General features: G+C 68.1%; 16 protein-coding genes and 1 pseudogene. 9 read left to right on the plus strand and 8 right to left on the minus strand.

The genetic code is table 11. The features are described from left to right. The first annotated feature begins 40 nt into the window (after nucleotides 1-40). From gap to LPH33_RS11160, 7 genes are all read left to right on the plus strand, one after another. Nucleotides 41-1057 (plus strand): type I glyceraldehyde-3-phosphate dehydrogenase, encoded by a 1017-nt coding sequence (gene gap / locus LPH33_RS11130; RefSeq protein ID WP_160875018.1) that lies wholly within the window; start codon nucleotides 41-43, stop codon nucleotides 1055-1057. Between the two features lie 26 nt (nucleotides 1058-1083). Next, the gene (locus tag LPH33_RS11135) at nucleotides 1084-2295 is read left to right on the plus strand and encodes a phosphoglycerate kinase (protein ID WP_229568028.1); all 1212 of its coding nucleotides are present in this window, start codon (nucleotides 1084-1086) and stop codon (nucleotides 2293-2295) included. Between the two features lie 5 nt (nucleotides 2296-2300). Further along, nucleotides 2301-3086, plus strand: a complete 786-nt coding sequence (gene tpiA / locus LPH33_RS11140) for a triose-phosphate isomerase (RefSeq protein ID WP_016691702.1) — start codon at nucleotides 2301-2303, stop codon at nucleotides 3084-3086. Between the two features lie 197 nt (nucleotides 3087-3283). Then, nucleotides 3284-3517, plus strand: coding sequence for a preprotein translocase subunit SecG (secG, locus tag LPH33_RS11145; protein ID WP_006551479.1), 234 nt, complete (start codon nucleotides 3284-3286; stop codon nucleotides 3515-3517). Between the two features lie 64 nt (nucleotides 3518-3581). Next, complete coding sequence (gene ppc, locus LPH33_RS11150) at nucleotides 3582-6344, plus strand: phosphoenolpyruvate carboxylase (RefSeq protein WP_229568029.1); 2763 nt, start codon at nucleotides 3582-3584, stop codon at nucleotides 6342-6344. 88 nt (nucleotides 6345-6432) lie between these two features. Beyond that, entirely contained in the window at nucleotides 6433-6771 is a 339-nt protein-coding gene (locus tag LPH33_RS11155) for a YciI family protein (RefSeq protein ID WP_088898512.1), read from the plus strand. A gap of 3 nt (nucleotides 6772-6774) precedes the next feature. Beyond that, nucleotides 6775-8025, plus strand: a complete 1251-nt coding sequence (locus tag LPH33_RS11160; protein ID WP_088898513.1) for an RNA polymerase sigma factor — start codon at nucleotides 6775-6777, stop codon at nucleotides 8023-8025. A 362-nt stretch (nucleotides 8026-8387) separates the two neighbouring features. Here LPH33_RS11160 and LPH33_RS11165 read toward each other — a convergent pair. The 4 genes and pseudogenes from LPH33_RS11165 to LPH33_RS11180 form a co-directional block, all read right to left on the minus strand. Further along, nucleotides 8388-9203: pseudogene (locus tag LPH33_RS11165) on the minus strand (DUF2235 domain-containing protein); the annotation flags it as partial. A 130-nt stretch (nucleotides 9204-9333) separates the two neighbouring features. Next, nucleotides 9334-9822: an SRPBCC domain-containing protein gene (locus LPH33_RS11170; RefSeq protein ID WP_088898515.1), complete on the minus strand. Its 489-nt coding sequence runs from the start codon at nucleotides 9820-9822 to the stop codon at nucleotides 9334-9336. A gap of 68 nt (nucleotides 9823-9890) precedes the next feature. After that, complete coding sequence (locus LPH33_RS11175) at nucleotides 9891-11330, minus strand: MFS transporter (protein WP_229568031.1); 1440 nt, start codon at nucleotides 11328-11330, stop codon at nucleotides 9891-9893. A gap of 252 nt (nucleotides 11331-11582) precedes the next feature. Continuing rightward, complete coding sequence (locus tag LPH33_RS11180) at nucleotides 11583-13070, minus strand: hypothetical protein (RefSeq protein ID WP_229568032.1); 1488 nt, start codon at nucleotides 13068-13070, stop codon at nucleotides 11583-11585. Between the two features lie 391 nt (nucleotides 13071-13461). On the opposite strand from LPH33_RS11180, the gene LPH33_RS11185 reads away from it, so the two are divergent. Further along, nucleotides 13462-14142 (plus strand): hypothetical protein, encoded by a 681-nt coding sequence (locus tag LPH33_RS11185; RefSeq protein ID WP_016691711.1) that lies wholly within the window; start codon nucleotides 13462-13464, stop codon nucleotides 14140-14142. After that, nucleotides 14143-15912 (plus strand): GMC family oxidoreductase N-terminal domain-containing protein, encoded by a 1770-nt coding sequence (locus tag LPH33_RS11190; RefSeq protein WP_088898518.1) that lies wholly within the window; start codon nucleotides 14143-14145, stop codon nucleotides 15910-15912. Nucleotides 15913-16285: 373 nt separating this feature from the next. Here the strand turns inward: LPH33_RS11190 and pgl are convergent, their stop codons facing one another. From pgl to tal, 4 genes are read right to left on the minus strand one after another with little or no spacing between them, the layout of a single operon-like run. Continuing rightward, on the minus strand, nucleotides 16286-17044 hold the full coding sequence (gene pgl / locus LPH33_RS11195) for a 6-phosphogluconolactonase (RefSeq protein ID WP_160875034.1): 759 nt from the start codon (nucleotides 17042-17044) through the stop codon (nucleotides 16286-16288). Next, nucleotides 17037-17945, minus strand: coding sequence for a glucose-6-phosphate dehydrogenase assembly protein OpcA (gene opcA, locus LPH33_RS11200; RefSeq protein ID WP_324256232.1), 909 nt, complete (start codon nucleotides 17943-17945; stop codon nucleotides 17037-17039). The genes pgl and opcA overlap by 8 nt, the downstream gene beginning before the upstream one ends. Then, nucleotides 17942-19483, minus strand: coding sequence for a glucose-6-phosphate dehydrogenase (gene zwf / locus LPH33_RS11205; protein ID WP_172414976.1), 1542 nt, complete (start codon nucleotides 19481-19483; stop codon nucleotides 17942-17944). The genes opcA and zwf overlap by 4 nt, the downstream gene beginning before the upstream one ends. Nucleotides 19484-19485: 2 nt before the next feature. Further along, nucleotides 19486-20631 carry a transaldolase gene (gene tal / locus LPH33_RS11210; RefSeq protein WP_088898519.1) on the minus strand — a complete coding sequence of 382 codons (1146 nt, stop codon included), beginning with the start codon at nucleotides 20629-20631 and terminating at the stop codon, nucleotides 19486-19488. Nucleotides 20632-20635: the final 4 nt, after the last annotated feature.

Here is a 20635-nt window from a genome sequence, read left to right on the forward strand (position 1 = left end):
ACCACCACGACCATCGAATACTGGGCAAAGGAGCTTCATTGTGACTGTCCGCGTAGGCGTGAACGGATTCGGACGCATCGGGCGCAACTTCTTCCGGGCGGTCGAGGCACAGAAGGCACTCGGTACCACCGACATCGAGATCGTTGCCGTCAACGACCTCACCGACAACGACACCCTCGCGACGCTCCTGAAGTACGACTCGATCCTGGGGCGCCTCGACAAGGACGTGCATGTCGAGGGCGACGACATCGTCGTCGGCGACCGGAAGATCAAGGCCCTCTCGATCAAGGAAGGCCCCTCCGCTCTACCGTGGGGCGACCTCGGTGTCGACGTCGTCGTCGAGTCCACCGGCATCTTCACCAACGCCGCCAAGGCGAAGGGTCACATCGACGCCGGTGCCAAGAAGGTCATCATCTCGGCGCCCGCCACCGACGAGGACATCACCATCGTCATGGGTGTCAACCACGACAAGTACGACGGCACGCAGAACATCATCTCCAACGCCTCGTGCACCACGAACTGCCTCGGCCCCCTCGCAAAGGTGCTGAACGACGAATTCGGCATCGAGAAGGGCCTGATGACCACGATCCACGCGTACACCCAGGATCAGAACCTGCAGGATGGACCGCACAAGGATCTGCGTCGCGCTCGCGCCGCCGCCCTGAACATCGTCCCCACCGGCACAGGCGCCGCCAAGGCCATCGGCCTCGTGCTCCCCGAGCTGCTCGGCAAGCTCGACGGCTACGCGCTGCGCGTCCCGGTCCCGACGGGCTCGGTCACCGACCTCACCGCGACCCTCACCAAGAAGGCCACCGCCGACGAGGTCAACGCCGCACTGAAGGCTGCCGCGGAGGGTCCGCTGAAGGGCATCCTGAAGTACAACACCGATCCGATCGTGTCCTCGGACATCGTCACCGACCCGCACTCGTCGATCTTCGACGCGCCTCTGACCAAGGTCATCGACGAGCAGGTCAAGGTCGTCTCCTGGTACGACAACGAGTGGGGCTACTCGAATCGTCTTGCCGACCTCACCGGTCTCGTCGGCAAGTCTCTCTGAAACTCGTAGAACAGGACATTTGAACAGTGGCAGTTCAGACCCTCGAGGATCTGCTCGACGCAGGTGTGGAGGGTCGGGGCGTACTCGTGCGCTCCGACCTCAACGTCCCGCTCGACGGCGACACGATCACCGATGCCGGCCGCATCCTCGCGTCCGCGCCCACCATCCGCGCGCTCGCGGAGGCCGGGGCCAAGGTCGTCGTGACCGCGCACCTCGGCCGCCCCAAGGGCGAGCCGGATCCGAAGTACTCGCTCGCGCCCGTCGCAGCGAAGCTCGGTGAGGTGCTCGGCCGCAACGTCCAGCTCGCCTCCGACGTCGTCGGGCAGGATGCGCTCGCGCGTTCCGAAGGGCTGACCGACGGCGACATCCTCCTGCTCGAGAACGTCCGCTTCGACGCTCGCGAGACCAGCAAGGACGACGCCGCGCGGCTCGCCTTCGCCCGTGAGCTCGTCGAGCTCGTCGGCGACGACGGCGCATTCGTCTCCGACGGCTTCGGTGTCGTGCACCGCAAGCAGGCGTCGGTCTACGACGTCGCGACGCTGCTCCCGCACTACGCGGGTGGTCTCGTCGCAGCCGAGGTCGACGTGCTCGCCAAGCTCACCACCGACACCGAGCGTCCGTACGCCGTGGTGCTCGGCGGCTCGAAGGTCTCCGACAAGCTCGGGGTCATCGAGGCGCTCGCACCCAAGGTCGACACGCTCGTCATCGGTGGCGGTATGTGCTTCACCTTCCTTGCGGCACAGGGCTACTCGGTCGGCACCTCGCTGCTCGAGGAGTCGATGATCGACACCTGCAAGCAGCTGCTCGAACGCTTCGGCGACGTCATCCACATCCCGCAGGACGTGGTGGTGGCCGACAAGTTCGCGGCCGACGCACAGTTGCAGACCGTCGCGGCCGACTCCATCCCCGACGGATGGATGGGCCTCGACATCGGACCGGAATCCGTGCAGCGCTTCGCCTCGCTCCTCGGCTCGGCGAAGACAGTGTTCTGGAACGGCCCCATGGGCGTGTTCGAGTTCGAGAACTTCGCGGCCGGAACGAAGGGTGTCGCGGAAGCGATCATCGAGGCCACCGGCAAGGGAGCGTTCAGCGTCGTCGGCGGTGGCGACTCCGCTGCGGCCGTGCGGTCGCTCGGACTCGGTGAGGACCGCTTCTCGCACATCTCCACCGGTGGTGGCGCCTCCCTCGAGTACCTCGAGGGCAAGGAACTGCCCGGCATCGCAGTTCTGGAGGGCTGACGGTCATGGCACGGACACCGCTCATCGCGGGCAACTGGAAGATGAACCTCAACCACCTCGAGGCCATCGCTCTGGTGCAGAAGATCGCGTTCACCCTTCCCGAGAAGTACCTCGAGAAGGTCGACGTGACGGTCATCCCGCCGTTCACCGACATCCGCTCGGTGCAGACCCTCGTCGAGGGCGACAAGCTCGGCATCACCTACGGAGCCCAGGACCTGTCGGTCCACGACTCCGGCGCCTACACCGGCGAGATCTCCGGCGCGATGCTCGCGAAGCTCGGCTGCACCTACGTGGTGGTCGGGCACTCGGAGCGTCGCACCCTGCACGGTGAGACCGACGAGATCGTCCGCGACAAGACCAAGGCCGCGCTGCGGCACGGTCTCACGCCGATCGTGTGCATCGGTGAAGGACTCGACGTCCGCGAAGCCGGCAACCACGTCGAGTACAACGTCGAGCAGTTGAAGAACTCGCTCGCCGGCCTGTCCGCCGAGGAGATCGCGAAGATCGTCGTCGCGTACGAGCCGGTCTGGGCCATCGGCACGGGCAAGGTCGCCTCGGCGGCCGACGCGCAGGAGGTGTGCGCCGCGGTGCGCAACACTCTCGCCGAGCTGGCCTCGCCCGAGGTCGCGGCGTCGGTCCGCGTCCTGTACGGCGGGTCGGTCAACGCCAAGAACGTCGGTGAGCTCATCGCTCAGACCGACGTCGACGGCGGCCTCGTGGGAGGCGCCTCCCTCAAGGCCGACGAATTCGCCCAGCTGTCGGCGATCGCCGCAGGCGGTCCGCTTCTCTAGAGCGACCGGCATCACGGTGGGGTGCAGGATCTCGACGAGATCCTGCACCCCACCCGCGTTTCGCCTCACCGCGGTGTTGCTACCCCGACCCGCGCAGCCACGACGACCGTCCCTGGCACACCCGCAGCATCCCCGTATGACGAGCGGGTAAGCTGACGCCGACGTCGCCCACCATCCGAAGGACATCGAACACCGACATGGAACTGTTCCTGGACATCCTCCTGATCGTCACGAGCCTGTTGCTCATCCTGCTGGTGCTGCTGCACCGCGGTAAGGGCGGTGGTCTGTCCAGCCTGTTCGGTGGCGGAGTCCAGTCCAATCTCTCGGGCTCGACCGTGGCGGAGAAGAACCTCGACCGTCTCACCGTCTTCACCGGCATCATCTGGGTGATCTCGATCCTCGGCATCGGACTGCAGATCAAGTTCAGCTGATCCCCGCGGGTGCACGGCCGCTGCCGCGGTCGCGCCCCGGCTACCAGGCACAGATACTGGCTGTATGACGGACACTGTGCCTGCCTCTGCGACCGAACCACTCCGCGAGGACATCCGCCTGCTCGGCGGCATCCTCGGCAACGTCATCCGTGAGCAGGCGGGACCCGAGACCTTCGACCTGGTCGAATCCGCCCGGGTGGAGAGTTTCCGGATCCGGCGCTCCGAGATCGACCGCACCGAACTCGCCGAACGCTTCGCCGGCGTCGCCACCGACGACCTGATTCCCGTCGCCCGGGCGTTCAGCCATTTCGGTCTGCTCGCCAATCTCGCCGAGGACCTGCACCGCGAACGACGTCGGGCCCTGCACGTGCGCGCAGGCGACCCACCGCAGGACAGCAGCCTCGCCGCCACCTATGCCAAACTCGACGCCGCCGGCCCGAGTCTCGACGCCGATACCGTGACCGACGCGCTCGCATCGGCTCTCGTCGCCCCCGTCATCACCGCTCATCCCACCGAGACCCGCCGACGTACCGTCTTCGACGTCCAGACCGCCGTCACCGAGCTCATGCGGCGCCGGGAGAGGACCGACGATCCCGCCGCGCTCGAGGAGATCGACCGCGCCCTGTACCGGCACATCCTGACCTTGTGGGACACCGCGCTCATCAGGCTCGCGCGTCTGAGGATCAGCGACGAGGTCGACAACGGTCTGCGCTACTACGACCTCGCGCTGTTCGACGTCGTTCCCGCCCTCAATGCCGAAGTGCGACGCGAACTCCGGCGACGCTGGCCCGACGCGGCGGTGCTCACCGAACCGCTGGTCCGGCCCGGAACCTGGATCGGCGGCGACCGCGACGGCAACCCCAATGTCGACGGCGAGGTCGTCACCACCGCAGCGAACCGCGCCTGTGAGACCGCGCTGCGACACCACCTCACCGAACTCGCTGCGCTCGAACGCGCACTGTCGATGTCCGAACGCACCGCGACCATCAGCAGCGCTCTGAAGAAGCTCGCCGACGACTCGGGCGACGACAATCCCGCCCACAGCGACGAGCCGTACCGACGCGCAGTGCACGGCATCCGTGCTCGCCTCACCGCGACCGCGGACAGGTTGCTGCCCGGCGTCGATCTGCCCCACACGGTGCGTATCCCGTGCGAGCCCTATGCCACCCCGGCCCGCCTGCACACCGACCTGAACATCGTCGACGCCTCGCTGCGTGCCGGCGGCGCGGCCGTGATCGCCGACGATCGGCTCGCGCACCTGCGCAGCGCCGTCGAGGTCTTCGGCTTCCATCTCGCCCCGCTCGATCTGCGGCAGAACTCCGAGGTCCACGAGAACGTCGTTGCCGAACTGCTCTCCTGGGCGGGGGTGACCGACCGCTACCGCGACCTGCCGGAGGACGACAAGGTCGCGCTGCTCACCGCGGAGTTGCGGATCCGGCGCCCGCTCACTGCTCCTGACGCCCACCTGTCGGACGAGACCGCCAAGGAACTCGGCATCCTGCGTGCCGCGGCCGACGTGGTCCGTCGCATCGGACCGGCCGCCGTCGAGCACTACATCATCAGCATGTGCACGTCGGTGTCCGACCTGCTCGAGGTCGAGGTCCTGCTCAAGGAGGTCGGGCTGCTCGATCTCGACCGCGGTTATCCGCGCAGCACGGTGCAGGTCATCCCGCTGTTCGAGACGATCGACGACCTGCGCGGCGGTGCCGCCACGCTGACCGCCGCGCTCGCCGTGCCCGAGTTCCGCAGCCTCGTCGACGGACACGACGGACTGCAGGAGATCATGCTCGGCTACTCCGATTCCAACAAGGACGGCGGCTATCTCACCGCCAACTGGGCGCTCTACCGCGCAGAACTCGACCTCGTCGAGGCGGCGCGCACCGCCGGGATCCGGCTGCGCCTGTTCCACGGTCGCGGCGGCACCGTCGGCCGCGGTGGTGGACCGAGCTACGACGCCATCCTCGCCCAGCCGCCCGGCGCGGTGCAGGGCTCGCTGCGCCTGACCGAACAGGGCGAGGTCATCGCCGCGAAGTACCGCGAACCGGTGCTCGCCCGCCGCAACCTGGAGGCGCTCGTCTCGGCGACCCTCGAGTCGAGCCTGCTCGACGTCGAGGGCCTCGGCAAGGACGCACCGGAGGCCTACCGGATCCTCGACGAACTCGCCGATCTCGCTCGCGCCGCGTACAGCCGGCTCGTGCACGAGACACCGGGTTTCGTCGAGTACTTCACCACCGCGACACCGGTCTCGGAGATCGGTGCCCTCAACATCGGCAGCCGTCCCGCGTCCCGCAAGCAGACGAAGGCGATCAGCGACCTGCGGGCCATCCCGTGGGTGCTCTCGTGGACCCAGAGCCGCGTGATGCTCCCCGGCTGGTACGGCACGGGAACGGCCGTGCAGGACTGGGTGGCCGGTGATCCGGACCGGTTGGCGACCCTGCAGGATCTCTACCGTCGCTGGCCGTTCTTCCGTTCGGTGCTGTCGAACATGGCGCAGGTGCTCGCCAAGTCCGATCTCGGCCTGGCCGCCCGGTACTCCGAACTCGTCGAGGACACCGAACTGCGCGAGCGGGTGTTCGGCAGCATCGTCGACGAGCACGCCCGCACGGTCGACGCCTACCGGCAGATCACGGGATACGACTCGCTCGTCGCGGACAATCCGGCGCTCGAGCGGTCGCTGCACAACCGCTTCCCGTATCTCGAACCGCTCAACCACCTGCAGGTCGAATTGCTGCGGCGGTTCCGTGCCGGGGAGGACACCGACCGGGTCCGGCGCGGTATCCAGATCACGATGAACGGTCTCGCCACGGCGTTGCGCAACAGCGGCTAGAAATTTTTTCTCGTCGGTTGTCGATACGGCAGGTGTCCGCTCGTCGTGATGGTGTAGGACGAACACCACACAGACGGGAGCAACCGCGATGAAGTACATGCTGCTGATCTACGCATCCACGACCGACGAGCCCACCTGCACCTTCGAGGACTGGCAGGACTACGAGAAGGCGATGCGCGATGCGGGTGTCCTCGTGTCCGGGCACGCCCTGCAGGATCTCGTCACCGCGACGACCGTGCAGGTCGACGCGGACGGACGACGCACGGTGACCGATGGGCCGTTCGGCGAGAGCCGCGAGGTGCTCGGCGGATACGACGTCATCGACGTCGGCAGCCTCGACGAGGCACTCGACTGGGCGGCACGCTGCCCCGGGTCGAGGGACGGCGGCACGGTCGTCGTGCGGCCGATCGCCGACTTCGGGGACTGAGCGATGGGGGAGTCGGCCGCCGCCGTCGAGTCGGTGTTCCGTGAGGAACACGGCCGGCTCCTCGCCGCGCTCGTCCATCGCTTCGGCGATCTCGATCTCGCCGAAGAGGTCGCATCGGAGGCACTCGAGGCGGCGCTCGTGCACTGGCCGGTCGACGGTGTGCCCGAGCGTCCGGGCGCGTGGCTGCTCACCACGGCCAGGCGCCGAGCGCTGGATCGGGTGCGCCGCGACCGCGTGTATGCGACGCGACTGGCCGAACTCGCCGTCGACACCGAACGTCGCGCGCCGTACGAGCCGCTCGGGGCCGGGGAACTGCCGGACGACCGCCTCGAGCTGTTCTTCACGTGCGCCCACCCCGCCCTCGCGACGGACGACCGCGTCGCGCTGATCCTGCGCTGCCTCGGCGGTCTCACCACGAACGAGGTCGCGCGGGCCTTCCTCGTCCCGTCGCCGACGATGGCGCAGCGGATCGTGCGGGCCAAGAAGAAGATCCGCGGTGCCCGCATCCCGTTCCGGGTGCCCGGACCGGACGAACTGCCCGAGCGGCTGCCCGTGGTGCTCGCGGCGCTGTACGCGATCTTCACCGAGGGCTACGCCGCGAGCAGCGGCGAACATCTGCAACGCCCCGACCTGGCCGAGGAAGCGATCCGCCTCACGCGCATCCTGCACCGTCTGATGCCGGCGGAACGGGAGGTGAGCGGGTTGCTCGCGCTGATGCTGCTCGTCCACGCCCGCCGGGACGCGCGCACCGACCCGTCCGGCGCCGTGATGCTGCTCGAGGTGCAGGACCGTTCCCGGTGGGATCGCGCGATGATCGACGAGGGCAGTGCACTGGTGGTCGCCGCGCTCACCGGAGGACCACCCGGACCGTACGGGGTGCAGGCCGCGATAGCCGCGCTGCACGACGAAGCGAGCGACCTCGACAGCACCGACTGGCCGCAGATCGTCGCCCTCTACGACGTGCTGACTGCCATGAGCCCGTCACCGGTCGTCGCACTGAACCGCGCCGTTGCGGTTGCGATGCGCGACGGGCCCGCGGCCGGCCTCGAACTCCTCGACGGACTCGCCGAGGAGCCGGGTCTGCGCGACTACGGGCCGTACGTGGTGGCGCGGGCCGAGTTGCTGGCCCGGGTCGGCCGGAAAGGCGAAGCGGCCGAAGCATATCGGCGGGCGTTCGAGCTCGCCGGTACCGAACCCGAGCGACGCCACCTCAGGGCGAGGTCGGCGGAGTTGTCGCGTTCGCGCGAGTTGTGACCGACCCCGGTGCGCCGAGACCTCCGATCAGGACGGAGCGGCGCGGTTCGGCGGTTCGTATAGCCGGATACCTCGAGGTCGTAGCGCTTCGGCGTGTACCACTCCGGATCGACCCAGTGCGGATTCCGTAGCCGGGCCGCCAGACGGTCCTCCCGGAGCCTGACGCTCTCGTGGACTTTCAGTCCTTCGGGAGATCGTGTCCCGCCGAGGATCTCACGAGTTCCTCGACCGATGAGCCACCAGATGCGGCTCATCCGGGTCGGCGTGGCCGTCGCGCTCGTCTGCTCCGGTTTCGGAAGCTGCCGCAGGCTCACCGTCCGGCGCAGGAGCACGCCGTGGTCGAGGGCACCCTCGAGGACCCAGCGGAGCGAGATGTCGGCGAGTCGGCAGTCCTCGAATCCGCCTCCGACGTCGGAGTGGACGCCCGAGAACCAGACCTCCTCGATCCGGTCGTTCGCGACCTTGTCCACCCTGTACGGCCTGCGGTACTCGTCGATGGAGATCGCGTGCCGGCCGGATTCCACGTTCGGCAACTCGGCCGTCTTTTCGAAGTGGTAGTCCTTCTCGAAGATTCCGGGTGCGCTGACGCTGTCCCAGATCCCGAGGTAGTGCACGGGGACGGAGAACGTCCCGTTCGACGCGCGGCACACGGTCGTCGCGAACTGTTCGGCGCATGCGAAGTCGTCGGAGTCCCAGGACCTGCGACGGGCGTATGCGGCGATCGCGTACTGCACGAGATTCTCGGACGACGCCCGTGGAAGGCCGACGAGATGCAACATCGCCGCGAAGGCACGTGCTGTGTGGGCGCCCCGGCTGAACCCGAAGAGATAGATGCGATCACCGGGCTCCCACTGCTTCATCAGGAACGTGTAGGCCTCTGCGAGGTTCGTCTTGATACCGACGCCGAATGCGAGGCCGAGCGTGCGGGAGATCCTCTGTCCCACACGCGTCGAGGCCCCGGCGGAGGAGAAGGTACCGACGCCGGGGTCGTAGTAGGTGACCTGTTCGCCCGTCGTGTTCTCGAGCGCGCGGAACAGACGGACGACGTTGGTGTTCCCCTTCGCCCGAATTTCGTTGCCGGTGCCGTCGAAGCACAGGACGATGTTCTTCGATCCCTTCCTTCTCGCGACCTTCTGCGTGATCTCTGTCGGTTGTGTGCTCGTTCCGGGCTGCGGCATCGTAGTGCTCCCTGAATGCGACCGGTTGGTGGATTCGACGCTAGGAGGCGGCTCGGGAGGTCTCACGGGTAGTGCGCTACTCGAATCCGGTGGTGCTCGTCGGGCGGATCACTGCAGCGAACGGCGCCGGTCAGCGGTATTCGTCGACCAGGTCGAGGTAGTCGTCCCACACCGGCGGGCGAGTGCCGGCCAGTGCCGCGTCGAGACGGTCGAGGTAGTACTGCCACCCCGGCCCGATCTCTCCGGCCTCCGAGCGCGGGACGTGGCGGTGTGTGAACTCGAGGGTGGTGACCTTCCCGACCTGGCGCAGCGCCACCTCGAGCTGCCACCCGTCCACGTCGACGGCGAATCCCTCCGGGGGAGAGCACCGGAGGATGTCGACATAGGTGGTGGCCGAGTCGAGGTCGTCGGTCATCGTCAGGAGCACACGGCCCGTGGCCGGGTCGCCGGTGTACGTGCCGTACCAGCGACCCAGCTTCTCCGAATCGGTGAGTGCCGCCCAGACCTCGCCGATCGGGAGCAGGAAGTTGCGGTGGTAGATCAGCCGCACCAGCGACGCGTCGCTCGGACAATCACGTTCCGGGCTCACTTCGCCTGTGTTCGTCCTCGGCGTGCTCATCACGGCTCCTCTCGATGGCGCTCGCCTTATCGGAATTGTCCTGCATTCGGCTGCCTGCGCGGTCCGTTTCACCGCGATGGTTCCTCCGCTGCGGCGAAGGAGGTGCGCAGCCGTTGGTTGGGCAGCAGCGCGACCGCGACGAGTCCGACGACGGACAGCGCCGCCAGCAGGAGGAAGACCTGGCCGGTGCCCTGGCCGTGGGGCGGGACCGTCGCGGCGAGGAGAGGCAGACCCACCGCCGCTCCGATGAGACGGAAGAAGAAGACCGCCGCACCGGCCGCTCCGAAACGCTCCGGAGCGACGGCGTTCTGGACCAGCGTCACGAGATTCTGCAACAGGACCCCGATTCCCAGGCCGAGCAGCAGGACGGCGAGCTCGATCCACCACGGAGCGGTGTTGCCGTCGGCGAACGCGAGCATCGCGCATCCGGCGACCTGGAGCACGGACCCGGCCACGAGCAGTGCCTTCCACCTGCCGGAGCGGGTGATGAGACGACCCGAGGTGTAGGAGGACGACGCGAGTCCGAACACCAAGGGGGTCAGTAGGATCCCTGTGGCAGTGGCCGTGTGGTGGCGCACCGCCTGGAAGTACTCGCTGAGGAAGGACAGCGCTGCGTAGAACGCGAACCCGGACGACACGGACGTGATCAGGGCGCACGCGACGGTGCGCTGCCCGAGCAGATCCACCGGAACCACAGGTGCGGGAGTGCGGCGTTCGACGGCGAGCGCAGCGACGAGCAGGACACCGCTGCCGAGGAGGTATCCGACCTGTGGCCACGACGACCGGCTCCCATTTCCGGCGCTGACCCACACGAGCACCAGCGTCACCCCGGACGTGAGCAGTACCGCGCCGACCCAGTCGATCCGCGCGTCCGACGAGTTGCGCGGCCCCGGCTTCAGCCTGCGTCGCAGTGCGACCAGTGCGATGGCGGCCGGTGCCGCAGGAACGAGGAAGCAGGCCCGCCAGCCGAGGGGCGTATCGACGAGGGCGCCGCCGAGGAGCGGACCGCCGGCCATCGACACCGCCATGACCACGGCGCCGTATCCGGCATAACGACCCTGTTCCCGCGGCGGGATGAGGGCGCCGAGCACCGCGACGGTGACGGCCACGACGCCGCCGAGGCCGATCCCTTGCACCACGCGGCCGGCGAGGAGGACGGGCAGAGCCGGAGCGCAGGCCGAGACCACCGATCCCGCCGTCAGCGTCAGCAGCGCCGCCTGGACGAGGAGGCGTGTGTCGTAGCGGTCGGATATCGATCCCCAGACCGGGGTGGTGGTCGCGTTGGCCAGGAGAGCGACCGTGATGATCCAGGTCAGGCCTACGGACCCGCCACCGAGTTCCGCCGTGACGGCAGGCAGTGCAGGGATCGCGACGGTGCCGGAGAGCAAGGCGGCGAACAGCGCGGCGAGCAGGGGAAGCAGCACCGCGAGAATGTCGCGATGTGTGGGTAATGGATCGCCGGACGTCGGTGATGAGAGCTGCGGAACCGCAACATGGTGCGAGGACATGACGGGTCCTTGGAAGAAGTCGGCGCTCGACGGAGTCGAGGGCAGGGCCGGAACGGAATGCAACACGAAGCGAGGGCACGCCGGGATCGGACCGCCGGAAGGCGGGATCACCGATGCGATACTCGTCGCTCCATGTTCTGCATTCGCACGACTTCTCCTCGGACGGGGGACGCTTCCGTGTCCACCGAATCGATATTCCCAGTGTGCGCCATCGGCAGGCATCGGCACGAGTAGTGCGCTACTCGAATCCGTTCACAGGATCGTCTCGATTCGGTACGGCGGGGTGAACCGTCGGTACAGGGAAGAGATCCGCGAATTCGGACGGCGGCAGTCGTGAAGGTCGTTGTCCGGCACTTCGGTCCTCACGGATGCGGGTTCACCGTTCCGGTCGAGCCGGATGTACCGGTCCGAGACCAGGGTCCGGTCCCGCCAGGTGCGTATGTAGGTGATCCACTCGTCGTCACACAGGGCGGTGACGAGAAGTTCCAGACGGTTCTCGGCGTCTGCGGGTGACTCGTTACCACGGGCGACCGCCTCGACCAACGCCTTACGGTGGGCGCATCTCTGCCGGGCCGCCAGGAGGTCGGTCGCGCTACGAATGCCCAGTGCGCGCAGGTCGGACAGCACTCTCGCGCCCTCGGGATCCGTCTCGGCGGTCGAATCCACGATATGGAGTCGCAGAATCGCCTGATCGACCCAGTCGACGAGGCGGCCGACCGGAATCCGTGTCTCGAGCAGCAGATCGACGAGATCGTGATGCGCAAGGGCTTCGACGTTGGGCACACCCTCGTCGATCAGTCGTGCCCGGTCGTAGAGGTCGAGTCCCTCGATGTCGGTGAGCGGCAATTGCTCTTCGAGCATGCGGCGTTTCTTGGTGAGGGCGAAACGCCGCAGGGTGTCGCGCAGTAGCACCATCGCGGTTTCGGGAAGCACGCCGATCACGAACGCCAATGGGAGCACGGTGGCGTCGTAGACCCGCGACTCCGGTGATTCGACGACGGCCTGGAGCAAGCAGGCAAGGATGACGACGGTGATCACTCGTACGGTGATCGCGCTGTATGCCTTGGGCCGTAAGTCGTTCCGTGAATACCGGCGCAGGCAGGTGTTGAGGGAGAAGAAGTACGCGCCCAGGAATGCGAACGCGAGCGGATCGGCGAGCGCAGTGAAGAGACTCGTATCGGGCGTGCCGGACGACGCGGCTGGGGAGTACAGCGCCATGGTCCAGCCCAACGCGATGGTGACGGTGGAAACGAGGATGGGCCACAGTCGCTGGGTGGCGTTCACCGTGGTGGTCCGCTCGTCTGCGGCGTAGAAGACCTCGTCCATCTGGCCGCCGTACTTGGCCTGCACGTCTGCCAACGTGTGGACGTTCGGGTCCAGGCGGAAGATCTGCCATTCGAAGCGGTCGCGGAGCGTACTCAGACGTTGACGGTCGAACAGGAAGAACAACAGGCCCGGCAACATGGTTGCCACTGCGACAAATGCGACTGCGACGACGGGCGCCGCCGTGATGCTCACCAGTCCGGTAGCGAATGCCGAGATAGGCACCGCCACGCTGATCACGAGCCCGCACCACAACGTGACCGTGTGGAGTTGACGGCGGGAACGAGCCTTGGTGCCGTCGAGGGGTGTATCCGTTGTGGCGTGCAGGGGGACGACGTATCCGTGGCGGATCAGGCCCTCCCAGGGCCACTGTCGCTCCGGGTCGGTCGGTACGCGGCGTTCGAGCGGTGCGAACACGAGCGTCCGACCGTCCGCGTGGGTGATGTGCAAGCGGGAAGGCGTCGCATTGCGCAGTTCCGCAGGTGCCGTGTCCGAAGCCGGCGCGGGAGCGCCGCCGTGGCTATCGTTGCCGGGACGGGTAGCGAGAGCATCGTCCAGGCTTCGGAGTGTCTTCAGGGCAGACGCGAACCGGTTGCTCTCCCTCTTCTGCAACATGATTCTCACCCCGTTGCATCGTTCGGCTGTATTCGAATCCTGCGCGCCTCGGGTGCGGACGGCACGGGTAGCGAGCTACCCGATTCCGTCGATCGCTCCGCCGGTCCGTGCGACCGAGGGGCGATCCGGACGAAATACCGCAACCGTTCCGTGACATCTCGTACGCTGCACCACGAAGCGACGAGGGGGCGACGTGGACGACCCGCAGCACGGGTACTGGAACAGGCGGCGTTTTCTCGCCGGGATGGCCACGACGATGGCGGCGTTGGTCGGCACCGCAGGCGTGTTCGCGCGGGAGGTGAACGCGAGTCCGCTGAGCGAGACGCCTCCCGTGCGCGACACGATCAACGGAGTGCTCGCGTTCGTCGTACCCGGCAACGACCCGTACTCGCACCAGCAGGGCGTGTGGACCGACCGGCCCGGCGGCGTCACCGTCGGCACGGCGGAATCCCTCGAGCGAACCCTGGACCAGGCGTCGCCGATGCCGTTGCTCGGACCCGAGGCGGGCAACCTGCCCGGTGCCGCGGCGATCGCAGTGCTGCTCAACACCTTCGGTGTCACCGCCGACCCGCGTTCGGTGAGCGGGCCGTTCGCGGCGCCCTTCGCGAATCTGAGCCATGCCGCGAAAGCGCAGGTCTTCGAATGGCTCGACACCGACCCGCGTTTCGAGGGCCTGGTGCTGAAATTCGTGGTCAACGCGATCCCCACCCTGGCCGCCTTCGCGGCCTTCTCCGAGGTCTCCGCGTACGACCGCGCCCGGCGCGAGGTCACCGGGCGCCCGGTCGGCTGGGAACTGAGCCGCTATTCCGGGCCGAGCGACGGGTGGGACGAGTTCCTGGGCTACTACGGCGGAATCGACGAGGTGGAGAAATAGATGACCGACGTCATCGTCATCGGGGCGGGTGGCGGCGGACCCGTCGTGGCCAAGGAACTCGCAGCGCGCGGTCTCGACGTGCTCGTTCTCGAGGCAGGCCCCCGCTTCGCCGACCCGGAGAACGAGTGGACCCATTTCGAGGACGACATCAACAATCCGATCACCGGGCTGTTCCGCCACGGGCCGGGGGACCGCTCGGGCACGCCGTGGCTGCGTGATCTGCCCCAGAACTCGTTCGTGTGGCAGGTGTCCGGTGTCGGTGGCACCACGCTGCACTTCTTCGGCAACTCGCCGCGGGCGGCACCCGGCGCGTTCTCCGGATACGACGGCGCCGACCGCGCCATGTACGACACGGCGCACCTGTTCCCCTTCGGATACGACGAGCTGCGTCCCTACTACGAGTGGGTGGAGGCCACGCTGCCCGTGCAGACCGCACCGATGGGCGCCAAGGAGCAGTTGTTCCTGCGGGGTGCAGCGGCCATGGGGCTGCCGCACCAGACCTCGCTCGACACCACCGGGCCAGCCCATCGCGCCCAGCAGAACGCGATCCTCCAGCCCGGTGGCACCGCCGGCCGCACCCGGGACCGCGCGCGTCTGCACCATCCAGAAGCGCGGGGCTGCACGATGTGCGGGCACTGTTATCAGGGCTGTTTCCTGCCGCTGGGGGCGCCGCGGAATCTCAAGGCCAAACGCTCCACCGACAACTCGTATGTCCCGATGATGCTCACCGCAGACGCGTGGTCACCCCAGGGGCGTGCCGTCACCCTGATCGCCGATGCGGTGGTCTCCGAGATCCTCGTCGAGGAGGTGAACGGGGAGACCGTGGCGCGCGGCGTGCGGTTCACGACAGCGGGGGAGGAGCACGAGGCGACCGCGCCGGTGGTGGTGCTGGCGGCAGGGTGCATCGAGAGCCCGAGATTGTGGCTGAACTCGACGCTGCCGAATCCGAACGGCTGGGTCGGCCGCGGCCTCACCGACCACCACATGGACGCGGTCTTCGGCGTCTTCGACGAGTACACCGGGCAGACGCGCGGACCGGGATCCAACGCGCGCGTCGATCTGCCCGGCTACGGCGGGATCGAGCAGGTCGGCCTGCCCCCGGCGTTGATCGCGTACGCGCTGAACTTCAGCGACTCCGGCATCCACGGATACGGACGTGCCGGCGGTGTCGTCGATTCGGCGGGGGCCGACAGTGTGGGTCGGCTCGTCGGACGCGACCTGCTCGACACGATGGCCGACGCCGACCGCGTCCTCGCCGCGCTCGTCATCTCGGACGACGACGTCGAACCGGACAACCGCGTGACGCTCTCACCGATCCTGTATCCGGACGAAGGGGGTCTGGCGCCGCGGGTGACCGTGCAGCATCGTCGGCGCTCGGCTCGTACCCGCCGCAATCGTGACCACGCGACCCGCACGGCCGTCGAGTTGATGAGGGCGGCGGGCGCGAAGAGGGTGCATCGCTGCGACTGGCCACCGCTGATCCTGCACTCGCAGTCGAGCATGAGGATGGGGGTGAGCGACCGGGATTCGGTGCTCGACGCCGACGCGGAGGCGCGGTGGGTGAAAAGGTTGTTCGTCGCCGACAACTCGGCGCTCGCCAACAGTCTCGGAGGCCCGAACCCGACGTTGACGACACAGGCGATCGCCACCCGCACGGCCGAGAAGATCTTCGCGAAGTACTTCGGTGGCGATCCCTGGGTGGCACGGGAGAACCCCGTGTCGTCGATCGACGACCGCGTCACCGCCGCGGTGATCGAACGGAGTATCTGACCGCTCGATCCCGGATCGGAACCATCGATTTCGTCCCGAGTGGAACCGTCGGGCGTCCCGGCGCGTCGAACGAGACAGAGGGCCGTGACGACAACGGTCCACGACGGGAGGAGCTCACCGGCATGGACCCACGAACGGTGCGATGTGTCCCGGGCCGATCACCACTGCGCGCGCTGCGCTCGACGGCAGGCCCGCGTTCGATGAATCGGATGCGGTGCGTGCGAAGCGGTGTCGACGACGGCGACACCGCCGGTACTTCGGAGGGGCGCCGTGTGGAGACGGACGACGCCGACGATCCCGACTTCGACGGCGCCGGCGCGTGACGTCCGGATCGCCGATCACGGCGTCGGGCTCCCGGTGCTCCGCTCGGTTACTACGCCGGGAGTTGCGCTGCGGCAGCCGGATCGAGGAACCACACGGTGCCTTCGGTGCCGCGGGCGCCGGCGGAGGGGAAGTCCTCCGGTGCGGCACCACCCACGGCCGCTGCGACGGCCTCCGCCTTGGCGTCACCGGTGACCAGCAACCAGACCTGCCGCGCCCGCTGCACGGCGGGCAGCGTCAGCGTCACCCGGGCCGGCGGCGGCTTCGGGGAGTCGTCGACACCCACCACGAAACGTTCGGACTCGCGCACCGCGTCGGTGTGGGGGAACAGCGAATTGATGTGTCCCTCACCGCCCATGCCGAGCAGGTGCACGTCGAAGACCGGTGCGGTGCCGTCGGGGGAGTGCGCCGCGAGGAGTTCGGCGTACCGCTGGGCCGAGTCCTGCGGCGTGCTGCACCCGTCCTCACCGAGCGCCGGCATGGTGTGGATGCGGGCCGGGTCGATCGGCACGTGGTCGAGCAGAGCCTCACGGGCCTGCACCTCGTTGCGATCCGGATCGCCGGGCGGCAGGAAACGCTCGTCGCCGAAGTAGACGTTCACCGCCGACCAGTCGATGGCGCCCTGGTCGCGCCGCACGTTCTCGAGCATCGCGATACCGGTACCGCCGCCGGTGAGCACGACGTGGGCCTGCACCCGCTCGCGCTGCGCGGCGACGACGGCATCGACGAAGGCGGACGCCGCGGCGCGGGCGACCTCGTCGGCGTCGGCGAAACGCCGGATCTCGGACGGAGTGCGGACCGTGTCAGACATAATCCACCTTCGGCAGGGCCGACAATGCGGCTTCGTAGACTTCGTCGGGATCGAGGCGACGCAGTTCCTCGGCGAGACATTCGGCCGAGTTCCGGCGTGCCAGGCTGATCAGCGAATCGGGCTTGTGGGTGCGTTCGAGGGTCGCCACGCGGCCTTCCTGCGGGCGTTCCAGGGCGATCGTCTGCGACGCCGTGCGCAGTTCCACCCTCAGCTCGCCGATAGCTCGCTCGACGGGGCAGTCGAGACGGCTCGCGAGCCAGCCCGCGATCAGATCGACGGCCGGCTCGGTCCGCAGACCCGACACGCGCGCCGAGAGCACCGGCTCGTAGGGCGGCTGATCGAGTGCCGAGACCAGCAGCGCCCGCCAGTAGGTGATGCGGGCCCAGGCCAGATCCGTGTCGCCCGGCCGGTAACCGGACAGGCGGGTCGCGAGATCGGCACGCGGGTCGTCGGAGTTGGTCACGTCGGTGATGCGGCGGACGGCGAGGCGACCCACCGGGTCCTCGGCCGGGACCGCGGGGGCCTGGTTGGGCCACCACGCGACGACGGGGGTGTCCGGCAGCAGGAACGGCACCACGACCGACTCCTGATGTTCACCGAGTTCGCCGTGCAGGGCGAGGATCAACGCCTCGGAGGCACCCGCTTCACCGGCGACCCGGATCTCCGCGTCGAGCCGCGACGGACCGTCCTGCCGGCCGCGACCGACGACGATGACGCGGCAGGGATGTTCCTTCGACGCCTCGGTGGCGGCCGTGATCGCGGCGTCGAGGCCCCGCGCGTCGCCGGCGCACACGATGAACGTGAGAACACGTCCCTGCGTGACCATTCCGCTCGACCGCCGCAACTCCACCAGCTTGCGGCTGATGGCGTTGGCGGAGGTGTTGCGCAACTGGAGCCTCACGGACGCCTCCATTCCCGGCCGGTGCGCCGCAGCATCTCGTCGGCCGAACGCGGACCCCAGGTGCCGGACTCGTAGGGCTCCGGTCGCCCGTTCGCCGCCCAGTGCTCGAGCACCGGATCGAGGATCTTCCAGGACAATTCGACTTCCTCGTCCACCGGGAACAGTGACGGGACGCCGAGGAGCACGTCGAGGATCAACCGCTCGTAGGCCTCGGGGGAGGAGACCGTGAACGCCTGGCCGTAACTGAAGTCCATGTTCACGTCCCGGACCTCCATCTCGGAGCCGGGCACCTTCGAGCCGAAGCGCATCGTGATGCCCTCGTCGGGCTGCACGCGGATCACCAGCGCGTTCTGACCGAGTTCCTCGGTCATGGTCTTGTCGAACGGCAGGTGTGGGGCCCGCTTGAAGACCACCGCGATCTCGGTGACGCGGCGGCCGAGGCGCTTGCCGGTGCGCAGATAGAAGGGGACACCCGCCCAGCGGCGGGTGTCGACCTCGAGGGTGATGGCCGCGTACGTCTCGGTGGTCGAATCCGCCGCGAAGCCCTTCTCCTCGAGCAGACCGACGACCTTCTCGCCGCCCTGCCAGCCGGATGCGTACTGGCCGCGCGCGGTGGTCTCGTCGAACGGCTCGGCCGGCCGGGTCGCGGAGAGCACCTTGATCTTCTCCGCGTGCAGCTCCGACGCCGCGAAGCTCACCGGCTCCTCCATCGCGGTGAAGGCGAGCAGCTGCAGGAGGTGGTTCTGGATGACGTCGCGCGCCGCGCCGATGCCGTCGTAGTAGCCGGCGCGACCACCGAGACCGATGTCCTCGGCCATCGTGATCTGCACGTGGTCGACGTAGTGCGCGTTCCACACCGGCTCGAACATTTGGTTCGCGAACCGCAACGCGAGGATGTTCTGGACCGTCTCCTTGCCGAGATAGTGGTCGATGCGGAAGACGGATTCCTCGGAGAACACCTCACCGACAACCGAATTGAGCTCGCGCGCACTCTCGAGGTTGTGCCCGAACGGCTTCTCGATCACGACGCGGCTCCACGAGCCGTTGCGTTGCGCGGCCAGACCCGAACGCGACAGCTGCCCGCACACCACGGGGAAGGCGTCCGGGGGAACCGACAGGTAGAACGCGTGGTTGCCACCCGTACCGCGCTCGCGGTCGAGCTTCTCGAGGGTTGTCGCGAGCTCCGCGAACGCCGCATCGTCGTCGAAGGTGCCCTGCACGAAGCGGATCCCCTCCGCGAGGCGCTGCCAGACCTCCTCGCGGAAGGGGGTACGCGAATGCTCACGTACCGCGTCGTGGACCACCTGACCGAAATCCTCGTCGGCCCAGTCCCTCCGGGCGAAACCGACGAGCGCGAATCCGGGCGGCAGGAGGCCGCGGTTGGCGAGATCGTAGACGGCGGGCATCAACTTGCGCCGGGCCAGATCGCCGGTCACACCGAAGATCACCAGCGCGCACGGGCCGGCGATACGTGGCAGTCTGCGATCTCTGTTGTCCCGGAGCGGATTCACCCACTCCGCCGCACCGGATTCGGGCACGTTCAGCCCTCCGCGCCCGGCGCGTGAGCCGCGAGCTGTTCCGCCGTCGCCGCGAGCAGGTCCTTCCACGACACGACGAACTTCTCCACACCCTCGTCCTCGAGCTTGCGGAAGACGTCGGGAAGATCCACACCGACCGATGCCAGCGCGTCGAAGACCTGCTGGGAGGAGGCGATGTTGCGGGTGACGGTGTCGCCCGTGACCTCACCGTGGTCGGCGACGGCCTCGAGGGTCTTCTCCGGCATCGTGTTCACGGTGTTCGGCGCGACCAGTTCGGTGACGTAGAGGGTGTCGGGGTAATCGGGGTTCTTCACACCCGTCGACGCCCACAGCGCACGCTGGGGAACGGCACCCGCCTCGGTGAGCTGCTCGAACCGCGTCCCGCCCTCGAACGCGCGCTGGTAGGCGCCGTACGCGAGTCGCGCGTTGGCGAGACCGGCCTTGCCGCGCAGCGCCAACGCCTGATCGGTGCCGATCTCCTCGAGGCGCGGGTCGATCTCGGTGTCGACACGCGAGACGAAGAACGACGCGACCGAGCGGATCTTCGACAGGTCGTGACCGGAGGCCTTCGCTGCGGTCAGGCCGTCGAGGTAGGCCTCGATGACCCGCTCGTAGCGCTCGACCGAGAAGATCAGCGTGACGTTGACGCTGACACCCTCACCGATCACCCGGGCGATGGCCGGCAGACCCGCCACCGTCGCCGGGATCTTGATGAACAGGTTCGGGCGGTCGACGATTCGCCACAGCTCGAGGGCCTGCTGGACGGTGTCGTCCGTCTTGTGCGCCAGACGCGGGTCGACCTCGATCGACACCCGTCCGTCGAGGCCGTCCGTCGCCTCGAACACCGGCGCGAGGACGTCGCAGGCCGCGCGCACGTCGTCGGTGGTGACGGTGCGGATCGCCTCGGTGGCGTCGGCGCCGGCGGCAGCGAGATCGCGGATCTGCGCGTCGTAGGCGTGGCCCTTCGACAGGGCGGCCTGGAAGATCGACGGGTTGGTCGTCACACCCACGACACTGCGGGTCGCGACGAGCTCGGCGAGCTTGCCGGAATCGATGAGGTCGCGGGACAGGTCGTCCAGCCACACCGAGACACCCTGGGCGGACAGTTCGGCCAGCGCAGCGTTCTGCGTGGAGGTCTGCTGGGTCATCGGA

The organism is Rhodococcus sp. RDE2 (genome assembly GCF_020885655.1).
Taxonomy (GTDB): domain Bacteria; phylum Actinomycetota; class Actinomycetes; order Mycobacteriales; family Mycobacteriaceae; genus Rhodococcus; species Rhodococcus pyridinivorans.